This is a genomic window from Streptomyces sp. NPDC059037, from assembly GCF_042740015.1.
Classification (GTDB): Bacteria; Actinomycetota; Actinomycetes; order Streptomycetales; family Streptomycetaceae; genus Streptomyces.
In genome coordinates this window covers 1-10,136 of the sequence record NZ_JBHYIG010000330.1, presented here as the reverse complement: position 1 = coordinate 10,136, position 10,136 = coordinate 1, and the positions used below count along the sequence as shown (strand labels likewise).

10 protein-coding genes are annotated in these 10,136 nt (G+C 71.7%); 8 read left to right on the top strand and 2 right to left on the bottom strand.

The annotated features are described in order from the left end of the window. Positions 1-139 precede the first annotated feature (139 nt). Both ACFWY6_RS40115 and ACFWY6_RS40110 read left to right on the top strand, forming a co-directional pair. Positions 140-709, top strand: a complete 570-nt coding sequence (locus ACFWY6_RS40115; RefSeq protein WP_384701238.1) for a SigE family RNA polymerase sigma factor — start codon at positions 140-142, stop codon at positions 707-709. After that, entirely contained in the window at positions 706-1,932 is a 1,227-nt protein-coding gene (locus ACFWY6_RS40110; RefSeq protein WP_384701235.1) for a WD40 repeat domain-containing protein, read from the top strand. Before ACFWY6_RS40115 ends, ACFWY6_RS40110 begins: the two co-directional genes overlap by 4 nt. Positions 1,933-1,944: 12 nt before the next feature. Here the strand turns inward: ACFWY6_RS40110 and dapA are convergent, their stop codons facing one another. Further along, positions 1,945-2,838 carry a 4-hydroxy-tetrahydrodipicolinate synthase gene (gene dapA, locus ACFWY6_RS40105; protein ID WP_360763656.1) on the bottom strand — a complete coding sequence of 298 codons (894 nt, stop codon included), beginning with the start codon at positions 2,836-2,838 and terminating at the stop codon, positions 1,945-1,947. Positions 2,839-3,019: 181 nt separating this feature from the next. On the opposite strand from dapA, the gene ACFWY6_RS40100 reads away from it, so the two are divergent. The 5 genes from ACFWY6_RS40100 (at position 3,020) to ACFWY6_RS40080 (ending at position 6,380) form a co-directional block, all read left to right on the top strand. After that, on the top strand, positions 3,020-3,190 hold the full coding sequence (locus tag ACFWY6_RS40100) for a hypothetical protein (protein WP_384701232.1): 171 nt from the start codon (positions 3,020-3,022) through the stop codon (positions 3,188-3,190). Further along, positions 3,187-3,849 carry a hypothetical protein gene (locus ACFWY6_RS40095; RefSeq protein ID WP_384701229.1) on the top strand — a complete coding sequence of 221 codons (663 nt, stop codon included), beginning with the start codon at positions 3,187-3,189 and terminating at the stop codon, positions 3,847-3,849. Before ACFWY6_RS40100 ends, ACFWY6_RS40095 begins: the two co-directional genes overlap by 4 nt. Positions 3,850-3,913: 64 nt before the next feature. Beyond that, positions 3,914-4,693 (top strand): SDR family NAD(P)-dependent oxidoreductase, encoded by a 780-nt coding sequence (locus ACFWY6_RS40090; protein WP_384701226.1) that lies wholly within the window; start codon positions 3,914-3,916, stop codon positions 4,691-4,693. Positions 4,694-4,759: 66 nt separating this feature from the next. After that, positions 4,760-5,548: an SGNH/GDSL hydrolase family protein gene (locus ACFWY6_RS40085; protein WP_384701224.1), complete on the top strand. Its 789-nt coding sequence runs from the start codon at positions 4,760-4,762 to the stop codon at positions 5,546-5,548. A 91-nt stretch (positions 5,549-5,639) separates the two neighbouring features. After that, complete coding sequence (locus tag ACFWY6_RS40080; protein ID WP_384701220.1) at positions 5,640-6,380, top strand: SRPBCC domain-containing protein; 741 nt, start codon at positions 5,640-5,642, stop codon at positions 6,378-6,380. Between the two features lie 25 nt (positions 6,381-6,405). On the opposite strand, the gene ACFWY6_RS40075 is transcribed toward ACFWY6_RS40080, so the two are convergent. Next, positions 6,406-8,271 (bottom strand): endonuclease/exonuclease/phosphatase family protein, encoded by a 1,866-nt coding sequence (locus ACFWY6_RS40075; RefSeq protein ID WP_384701218.1) that lies wholly within the window; start codon positions 8,269-8,271, stop codon positions 6,406-6,408. A 284-nt stretch (positions 8,272-8,555) separates the two neighbouring features. On the opposite strand from ACFWY6_RS40075, the gene ACFWY6_RS40070 reads away from it, so the two are divergent. Then, a complete protein-coding gene (locus ACFWY6_RS40070; protein WP_384701215.1) occupies positions 8,556-10,016 on the top strand; it encodes a hypothetical protein in 1,461 nt (486 codons plus the stop codon). Positions 10,017-10,136 lie beyond the last annotated feature (120 nt).

The window sequence follows — 10,136 nt, the reverse complement described above, 5'->3', positions numbered from 1 at the left end:
GCCGCCCCCCCCCCCCCCCCACGCGTATGTAGGGGCAGGGCAGATGCACAGGCGAGGCATAGCGGGGCGGCGCCGCGCGCGTCATCACGGGCAGAGGGGCAGTGGGGCCCGTCGGAACGCAGGAGACGAGAAGGTGGCGATGGATGCCGAAGGCCAGGAAAGCTTCCGGGAGTTCGTGGACAACAGGTCGAGCGCACTTCTGAGGACCGCCGTGCTGCTCAGCGGCGGCGACCGGCACGCGGCCGAGGACCTGCTGCAGAACGCGCTGGTCAAGGCCGCGGGCCGGTGGCATCGGATCGACGATCCCGAGGCGTACGTACGGCAGATCCTCTACCGGCAGCAGGTCAGCCGCTGGCGGCTGAAGTGGCCGCGGCGCGAACTGGCCGTCGCCGAGCCGCCGGAGAGCGCCGTGGGGGACGCCGCAGGCGCCGCCGAGCTGCGCATCGTGATGCGGGCCGCGCTGGCCCGGCTCACCACGCGGCAGCGCACCGTGCTGGTCCTGCGCTACTTCGAGGACCTGCCGGAGGCGGATGTCGCCCGGCTGCTCGGCTGCTCGGTCGGCACCGTGCGCAGCACGACGCACCGCTCGCTCGCCAAGCTGCGAGGCCTCGCGCCGGAACTGGCGGCGCTCGACGGTCCTGACCCCGGCACCGGCCGGCCACCGTCCCCCGACTACTCGCCCGTGTCGTCCGTGGAGGTACAGCAGTGAACGTGGAAGAAGTGGTGCGCGAGTCGCTCCGGGAGCAGGCGGGCGACGGTGTGCGGCCCTCGGAGGGTCTCGCCGACCGGGTCCTCGCGCTCAGGCGCCGCCGCAGGACCCGCACCTTCGCGGGCCTCGCGGTCGCCACGGCTGCGGCGGTCGCGGCCGCGGTGGCCGTGCCCGCGCTCGACGGGGGCGGCGAGGACGTCCGCCCGGCGAGCGACGCACAGACCGGCGACGTCGTCGCCCACCCCGACCAGTCGCCGCCCCGCGACCTGATCGCCGCGGGGAGCACCGCGCTCGCCGCGTTCTACACCACCCGGACGACGGAGCAGCCGGGCGGCGACAAGCTCACCACCCGTACGTACGGCCTGCTCGACCAGAAGACGGGGACGTACAAGAAGGCCTCCAAGAAGTGGGCCTGGATCGATGTCGCGCCGGGCATGCGCACCGCCGCGGTCCTGGAGGGCGAACTGCCCGCCCGGCGCATCGGGATCCTCGACCTGATCACCGGCAAGGTCGAGCGCTGGATCCCGGTGAACCACCCGGTGGCGGGGGTCAGTTGGTCCCCCGACGGCGGTGAGCTGGTCGCCACCGCGTACGCCAAGAACCCCGACCGGCTGATCGACCTGCCCGACGACCACCCCAAGAACCCGCCCCAGCGGCACGGCAGCCGCACCGGATTCTTCGTCGTCGACGCCCCGTCCGGCGAGGTGGGCCCGTTCCGCGAGCTGCCGCAGAAGGCCGCCGGCGAGTTCGGCTTCTTCGACGGCAACCCGCGCGAGGACCTGCGCTGGAGCCATGACGGCAAGCTGCTCTACGTCCAGCTGGCCATGGGCCCCGACGGCGAGAACCGCGCCTGGTACACGCCGGAGGGCAAGAAGACGAAGGCGCCCGCCGCCGAGCGGTACGCGGGCTGGCCCGAAGCCGGTCTTTCGCCCGACGGGAAGCTGCTCGCGAGCGACGGCAACGACAAGGGCTCACCGGTCCTCGACCCGAGGACCGGCAAGAAGATCACCACGGTGCCGGGGCAGCAGCAGCTCGCCTGGGCCGACAACAAGCGGTTGATCGCGTGGGGCTGCGACCCGAAGAAGTGCAGCGGGAAGGGCGAGTTCCGCAACCAGCTCGTGCTGGTCACCGTCGACAGCAAGAAGGTCGTGCCGCTCAGCGACTTCCGCAAGGCGTCGGACGACTATCCGGGCCGCTGGACGCCGATGTTCGCCGCCCGCTGACCCTCGGCGGAGCTAGCGCAGCGCCTCGTACGCCGTCATCAGCCCGTCGGTCGCCTCGCGGCCGGCGGGCAGCAGCGGTGCCCGCACCGGACCGCCGGGCAGACCGAGCGCGCCGAGGACCGCCTTGGAGGTCACCGTGCCGGGCAGGCCCGCGCCCATCATCAACTCGATGAGCTCCATGGCTCGTTGCTGAAGCCGCTGAGCCTCGGTCGTGTCTCCCGCGTCGAACGCGTCGATGATCGCCCGGAGTTGGCGCGGCACGGCGTTGGCCACCGTGCTGATGTATCCGGCGCCGCCGATCGCGTACATCGCCAGGATGTACTCGTCGCAGCCCGTGTAGTACGCCAAGTCCGTGCGGGCGAGCACCTTCTGAGTGCCCATCAGGTCGTACGCGCAGTCCTTCACGGCGACGATCCGGGGATGCTCGGCCAGCCGCAGCATCGTCTCCGGCTCGATCCGCGTCCCGGTGCGGCCCGGGATGTCGTACAGCGCGAGCGGCAGCCCCGAGGCGTCGGCGACCTCGCGGAAGTGCGCCTCGACCGCGGCCTGCGGCGGCTTGCTGTAGTACGGGGTGACCACCAACAGGCCGTCCGCGCCCGCCTTCTCGGCCTGCAGCGCCAGCTCGACGGTGTGCCGCGTGGCGAAGCTGCCGACGCCGGCGACGACCGTGGCCCGGTCGCCGACGGCCTCGGCGACGGCCCGTACGAGCGCGGACTTCTCGCCGTCGGATGTGGTGGGGGACTCGCCGGTGGTGCCGGACAGCACGAGCCCGTCGCAGCCGCCGTCCACCAGACGCGCGGCGAGCCGCTGCGCGCCGTCGAGGTCGAGCAGACCGTCGTCCGTGAAGGGCGTGACCATCGCGCAGAGAGCGCGGCCGAAGACAGGAGCCGATGAGGGTGAGGTCATAGGGGCAGTGTCGGCACGACAGCCGTGAAGCTCCACTTAATTCTGCTACGAGATACGGGGCAGGAACGCTACGAAGTGGACGCCGAACCCGGCGGGCACTAGTGCCAACTCGCCCCCGTATGGGCCACCATGGCGGGACGGTAGTCGACGGACGGCCGCAGGGCCGGGCACAGGAGGCGTCATGAGGCTGGGCAAGGCACTCGCCACCGGTATCGCCGAAGAGCAGTCGATCGAAGAGCCGACCGAAGAGCGGGTCGAAGAGCGGGGCGAAGAGCGGATCGAGGACGCGGTGCTCGATCCCGAACGGGTCGAAGAGATCCAGGCGGCGGTCGAGGTGCCGGCTACCCGATGAGGCTGCGGCTCCCCGAGGAACGCCCGAAGGAGCCGCCGACCGGATACAAGATCGCCCACCCGGTGCTTTCCCAGGACGGCACCCGGGCCGGGTTCACCGGTGTCTCCCTGGGCGCCGCCCTGCCCTACGCGGTGCTCGACGAGGCGCACTGCGTCTACGGCAGACGGCACGAGGCCCCGCACCGCCGCTGCGACTGCGGCTTCCACTGCGTCCACGAACGCGCCGCGGCCGAGGCGTTCCTCTGCATCGCCGAACATCGCAGGGCGGCGCTGCTCGAAGTGACGGTGCTCGGCGCGTACATCCGCTTCGAGCGCGGCTTCCGGTATGCGCGGCAGCGGGTGCGCACGGCGACGGTGCGGCCCTGCGGCTGCGGGGCGCGGGCCTCGCTGCTCGTGGACGCCGGGTGGGGCAGGCCCGGATGGCAGGTGCTAGAGAGCGCGTGCGGGGGGTGCGCGGGCAGGCGTACGGCGCTGCGGCTGGCGGAGTTCGCGCGGATCGCCGGGGAGGGGCTCACGGTCCTGGGGGCGCGTCCCGGGTCCGGGGTGCCTCCGCGGGGCTTGGGAGTGCCCGAGCTCCTCGCGGAGGCGGCTCTGCTGCAGGCCCGACTCGACGTGTTCCAGGGGGAGTTGGCGCGACTGGCGAAGGGTGAACGGAACTAGCGCGCACCGTCTGGCATGATCGGCGCGGGGCGTGACAGGCCGACATGACAAGACATGAGGCTTGATGAGCAACAACAACGACAACCGGACGCAGGCACAGGCACAGGCACAGGACAAGCGCGTCGCCCTGGTGACGGGGTCGTCATCGGGCATCGGCGCGGAGGTGGCCCGCCGTCTCGCCGCGGCGGGCATCCGCGTCGTGGTCAACTCCGCCAACTCGGTCGAGGCCGGCGAGAAACTGGCCGCCGAACTCCCCGATGCCGTCTACGTCCGGGCGAACGTCGCCGACGAGGCCGACGCCGCACGCCTGGTCCGGACGGCGGTCGACACCTACGGACGCCTGGACATCCTCGTCAACTGCGCGGGCGCGACCCGCTTCATCGCCCACGACGACTTCGAGTCCGCGAACCCCCAGGTCTGGCGCGAGCTCTACGACATCAACGTCATCGGCGTATGGCAGACGATCACGGCGGCCGTCCCGCACCTGCGGGCGAGCGGCGCGGGCAGCGTCGTCACGATCTCCTCGCAGGCGGGGGTACGCCCCGGCGGCAGCTCCATCCCGTACTCCGTCAGCAAGGCCGCCGTGAACCACATGACGAAGCTCCTGGCCAAGACCCTCGGCCCGGACGTACGGGTCAACGCGGTCGCGCCGGGAATGATCGACACCCCGTGGTTCGACGGGGTCGAGGGCATCGAGTCCGCGATGGAGGAGACGGCGGCCAGGCTTCCGCTGCGCCGCGTGGGCAGGCCGCAGGACATCGCGGACGCGGTCTTCGACCTGGCCAACGCCTCGTACATCACCGGCGAGGTCCTGCTGGTGGACGGCGGCGGCCACCTTCTGTGACCCGCGCCGACGGGCCGCCCCCGCGACCGCGTTGACGACCCTCGCCCGTCAGAGGAGGCTCAGGCCATGAGCACACATCCGTACGCGCGCTATGTCGCGATGGGCGACAGCCAGACGGAAGGGATCGGAGACGGCGACGAGGTCCACGGCTACCGCGGCTGGGCCGACCGCCTCGCCGAGCTGCTCGCCGATGCCAACCCTGACATCGGGTACGCCAACCTCGCCGTGCGGGGCAGGCTGACCGCGGGCATCAAGGCGGAGCAGCTTGCCCCCGCGCTGGCCCTCAAGCCGGACCTGGTCACGGTCATGGCGGGCATGAACGACCTGGTGCGGCCCGGCTTCGACGCCGCGGGGGTGGCCCGCGACATCGAGGACATGTTCACCGAGCTCACCGCGGCGGGGGCGCGGGTGGCCACGGTGACGTTCCCGGACATCGGGCGGATCTCGCCGCTCGCGCGCCGGGCGATGCCGCGGGTGCTCGATCTGAACGCCCGGATCAGGGCGGCCGCGGACCGCCATGGCGTCGTCGTCTTCGACACGTTCCCGCACCGGATCACCACCGACCCCCGGCTGTGGTGTGCCGACCGGCTGCATGCCAGTCCGCTGGGGCATGCGCGGATCGCCGCCGGCATGGCCGACGCGCTCGGCATCCCGGGGCACGAGGACTGGCTGCGGCCGCTGCCGGCGCCTCCGGCGGTTTCGCCGCTGCGGGCGGCGGTGGTGGAGGCGCGGTGGTTTGCGGGGTTCATGGGGCCGTGGGCCTGGCGGCGGGTGCGGGGGCGTTCCACTGGGGACGGGAGGGAGGCCAAGCGGCCGGCTCTTGGGCCGGTGGTTGTGCCGGAGCGGGCGCCGTGAGGCTGGCGCCTCGTGCATCGCTTGCCCGGCAGCTGTGGGCACAGCCCGGACGGCGGTAGGGGAGTACCACGATCACGAGGGAGTGGCCGTTATGACCAGCAGTGGCAAGGAGTTCGAGATCGTGCGGGAGTTTGAGGTCGATGCCTCGCCCGTGGAGGTCTGGGACGCGCTCACCACCGGCACCGGCGGCTGGCTGTGGCCCATGCGGTACGAACCTCGCGAAGGCGGTGCCGCCCCCTTCGGCGGCACCGTCACCCGCTGGGATCCCCCGCACCGCCTCACCGGACGCGTGGAGGATCCGGAAGGTCTGCCGGACGGCCAGGTCCTCCATCAGCTCGACCAGACCATCGAGCCCCGCGACGGCGGCCGCCGCTCCTGGGTCCGCTACGTACACAGCGGTGCCTTCACCGACGACTGGGCCAACCAGTACGACGGGGCGAGCAAGCACACCGACTTCTATCTGCACACCCTGCGCCAGTACCTGACCCACTTCACGGGCCGCCCCGCCGCCTTCACCACCCTGGAGGGCCCGCCGTCCGCCAAGACCCCGGACGCCTTCATCGAGCTGGGCCGCCATCTGGGCCTGCCCGACGACGCCCGGGAGGGCGCCCGCGTACGCGTGGACGCGCCAGGCGGCCCGCTCGACGCGGTGGTCGACTTCCGGACGTCGTACTTCATCGGCCTGCGCACGGACACCGCGCTGTACCGCTTCTTCGGGCGCAACCGCTTCGGCGCCCCCGTGGCCGTCAGCGTCCACGACTTCGCGACGCACACCGACCCCAAGGGCACCGAACTGGCCTGGCGGGACTGGCTGGACAGGCTGTACGCCTAGGAGAGCCCGTCCAGCCGCCCGGAGCCTACGGGCGGAACCTCAGCACCTGCGGGTCGTGGTCACTGTTCTGCTCGGCGAACTCCGCGTTGATGTGCACGCTGTCGTACGCGAAGTCCCCGGCACCCCCCACCCCGGGACTGGTCAGGATCTGGTCGAGGACCTGCGAGTTCCCCTGGTACACGTACGAGTAACGCTCGGACCGGGGAAGGGACTTGACGGCCGACTTCAGCGCGCCGCCCGACTCCAGGGCCTTCGTCGTCCGGGAGAACTCGAAGTCGTTCACATCCCCGAGCACGACCACGTCCGCGCTCTTGTGCACCTTCCGTACGTCCCGCACGAAGGAGTTCACGGCCTGCGCCTGCCGCACCCGCTTCTCCTCCGACGAGCGCACCGGCGGCTGATGGTGCGACGTGAGGCCCTCGTCGCCGCCCTTCGAGCCGAAGTGATTGGCGACCACGAACACGGTCCGCCCCCGGAAACTGAACTCGCCGGCCAGCGGCTTGCGGCTGTCCGCCCAGGCGGAGTTCGCGGGGTCGATGCGACCGGGCGAGAGGGTCAGCTCGGCCCGTCCGCCCGAGGAGGAGGCGACGACGTCCGTGGCGGTCGTCGCGTTCCCTTCGCCCCGGTCGGTGAAGGACACCCGCTCCGGGTTGAAGAGGAACACCTGACGGATGTTGCCGCCCGGCTCCCCGCCGTCCTTGTTGTTCTCCGGGGCGATGGACCGCCACTCGTAGCGGGGCCCGCCCGCGGCGACGATCGCGTCCGTGAACTTTTTCAGGGTCGCCTCCGCCGAGACGGTCCCGTCGTTCTTGGCGCCGTTGTCGTCCTGGATCTCCTCCAGGGCGAGGATGTCGGGCGATGCGAGGTTCGAGACGACGGCGCCCGCGAGCGCGTCGAACTTCTTCTGCGGGTCGGTCGGGTCGAGGTTCTCCACGTTGTACGTCGCCACGGCCAGTTCACCCTTGGCCTGGCGCCGTGTCTTCTCGCGTACGAGTCCCTTGTCGGTGACCTTGCCGAGGGTGCGCGCCGTCAGGGTGTAGCCGCCGAACTGGTTGAAGTCCAGGGGCCCTTCGGCGCCACCGGACAGCACGTCGCCGACGTTCGCCTTCGGGAACGGCTGCTCGGAGACCGGCGCGAGCTGCTGGATCTGCAGCCGCCCGGTGTTCTGCGCCGTGTAGGAGCCGTAGACGGTGCCGCCCCGCCGGTCCGCGTTCTCGCGCGGCTTCACGGTGATCCACAGCTCGTTGTAGGGATCGGTGGCGCCGACCACGCGCGAGGTGCCGACGCGTACGTTCATGCCCTCCAGGGACTCGTACAGATCGAGGGCGTACGAGCGGGGCTTCAGCGGCAGCGCGTTGATGCTGGAGCCGTCCGCCGGGTCGCCGTCGGGCGCGTACGCGGACGGCACCTTCCTGGCGTCCACCGTGACCGGCGCGGGCAGCGTGTTGCCGGACGATTCGACGGTCACCGTCGGCTTGGTGAGCTGGGTCAGGGACTGGTTGCCGGACGCGGCGCCGCCGGGCACGTACTCGGCGACCGTGCCGGAGACGCGGACGGCGTCGCCGGTCTTCACCGTCAGGGCCGCCGACCCCGTGTAGACGAAGACGCCCTCGCTGGTCGCGGCGTCCGAGTCGGTCTTCGGGTCCTGGATCCAGAAGCCCTTGGAGCCGTAGGAGCGCACGCCCGTGACGATGCCCGTCACGTCCGTGACCTGCCGGCCGTTCAGGGGCGAGAGACGGGTGGTGCCCTGGATGTCGTGGACGCGGACCTCGTCGGCGGAGGCGGCGGACGAGCTCGCGGCGAGCAGACCGGCGGCCAGCGCGGTGGCGACGACGGTGGCGATCGCGGCGGATCTCACGGTGGGCCGGGTGGCACCGGGTATGAGCGGCATGTGGGGACTCCGGGTGGGTGAGGGAACGTACGCAGCACCGGGCCGGCGGGCGCCCGGGACTCTACGCGCGTCAATCTCTTGTGTGGCCAGGGGAGTTGTCAAGGTTCGGCGGGTGTTCTCGCCGTGTATGTCTTCTGACAGGGACATGAACTATCAAAAGGGGCGGGCCCGAAGGGCACTCGGTTGAGGGTGGCGGAGGGAGACGGGCGGGCGGCATGGGTTCATATCCGTCTAGGCTTCTGTTCAGTCGAACCGTTTGCTTTGTCTCGGAGGAGAACCAGCCGATGTCCGTAAGTCCCGCCACCCTGCCGCCGGTGCTGCTGCACCCCGAAGCGGAACTCGCGCGGGCCGCGCTCGCCACACCGCTGCTGTCCCGCGCCGCGCGGCTCGCCCGCTGGGCGGGCCCCGGCACACGGGTCGGGGCGGGCGGCGAACTCGTCGACGAGCAGCTGCCGGCCGCCGCCGCGGAGCTGGGCCTGGACACGGACGACCCGGACTCCGCCGCGTACGCCAGTGAGGCCTGGCGGGTGGCGGTCGACACGGGCCTGGTGGAGGTCACGGACGGCGACGAGGAGGAAGGGGAGGGGGCGCTCGGCACGGTGACCGTGGGCGAGGACCTCGCCGCGCTGACGTCCGGCAGCCCGCAGGACGTCCTCGGGGTCTGGCTCGGCGCCCTGGACACGGTGTACGGGGACGCGACCGTGCCCGACATGGACAACCTCCTCGACGTCCTGGAGGAGAACGGCGAGGTCGACTTCGACGAGCTCGGCTGGGACCCGCAGGCCGAGGCGGACTTCCTCGACGGTGTGCTCGGCAATCTGTATCTGCTGACCGTCAGCGACGCCGCCGGGAACGAAGGGCCGGTGCCGCTGCCCGCGCTCGCCGCCTCGATGATCGTGCCCGACGACATGGGGGAGCCCACGGACGACGTCCTGGAGCAGGTGTCGGACGCGATGATGAAGCTCGACGACCAGTTCCGGCTCTTCGAGCCCCTTGGGCTCGTCGAGTACCAGCCGGTCGACGAGGCGCTGATGGTCGACATCGACGAGGCGGAGGCGCCGCTGCCGGACGACGACGAGGACGTGTCCCGGTACGGCCTCGTCCGCCTTACGCCGCTCGGCCTGTACGGAGTGCGGGCGCGGATGCTGGAGGCCGGCGTCGACGCGCCCGCGGTCGGTGACCTCGCGGACAAGGGCGCCGACACGCTGCTCGACGGGACGGCCGGCTTCCCGCAGGCGGCCGCGCAGGCCGAGATCGAGCTGTGGCTGGCCCGGCACGAACCGCTGGGCGCGGCACGGGAGTTGCTGGCCGCGGCACGCGGTGGCGACGAGGGCGCGCCGCTGCGCAGGCTGCGGTGCCAGCAGGCGCTTTCGCTGGTGGGCGTGGAGGCGGAGGCGGCGCTGCGGGAGGTGCTCGACGACGCGGAGCTCGGCGGGCTCGCCCGGGTGTGGCTGGCCGAGCACGGGGCCGCGGACGTGCCCGCGCCGTCCGAGGCGATGGTGTTCTGGCTGACCATCGACACGATCGCCGCGCAGCTCGCCGCCGAGGGCAACTCGGACGAGCTGCAGGGTCTGGTCGAGGGGCTCTCCGAGCAGCACAGCGGGTTCTTCGCGGCGGCCTGGCGGGTCGAGCACCCGGCCACCGCCGACGTCCTGGAGGCGATGGGGCGGCTGCACCCGGACAAGAAGGTGGCGAAGGAAGCGCGGAAGGCGGCCTTCAAGGCCCGTTCGCAGCAAGGGATTTGACGCACTGGGGCGGGCGGGGCCGGGGCCGCCGCGGAGGCCCCGGCGCCGCCCCCCCCCCGCGCCACGAAAAACAAAACGCTCATTGAAAAAAAAGAAGACAACACCAAGACCCACAAACAC

Coding starts and splice junctions, on each gene's coding strand:
- ACFWY6_RS40085 (WP_384701224.1), top strand. CDS start 4,760: ATGAGCACACATCCGTACGCGCGCTATGTCGCGATGGGCGACAGCCAG.
- ACFWY6_RS40095 (WP_384701229.1), top strand. CDS start 3,187: ATGAGGCTGCGGCTCCCCGAGGAACGCCCGAAGGAGCCGCCGACCGGA.
- ACFWY6_RS40075 (WP_384701218.1), bottom strand. CDS start 8,271: ATGCCGCTCATACCCGGTGCCACCCGGCCCACCGTGAGATCCGCCGCG.
- ACFWY6_RS40100 (WP_384701232.1), top strand. CDS start 3,020: ATGAGGCTGGGCAAGGCACTCGCCACCGGTATCGCCGAAGAGCAGTCG.
- dapA (WP_360763656.1), bottom strand. CDS start 2,838: ATGACCTCACCCTCATCGGCTCCTGTCTTCGGCCGCGCTCTCTGCGCG.
- ACFWY6_RS40115 (WP_384701238.1), top strand. CDS start 140: ATGGATGCCGAAGGCCAGGAAAGCTTCCGGGAGTTCGTGGACAACAGG.
- ACFWY6_RS40080 (WP_384701220.1), top strand. CDS start 5,640: ATGACCAGCAGTGGCAAGGAGTTCGAGATCGTGCGGGAGTTTGAGGTC.
- ACFWY6_RS40070 (WP_384701215.1), top strand. CDS start 8,556: ATGTCCGTAAGTCCCGCCACCCTGCCGCCGGTGCTGCTGCACCCCGAA.
- ACFWY6_RS40090 (WP_384701226.1), top strand. CDS start 3,914: ATGAGCAACAACAACGACAACCGGACGCAGGCACAGGCACAGGCACAG.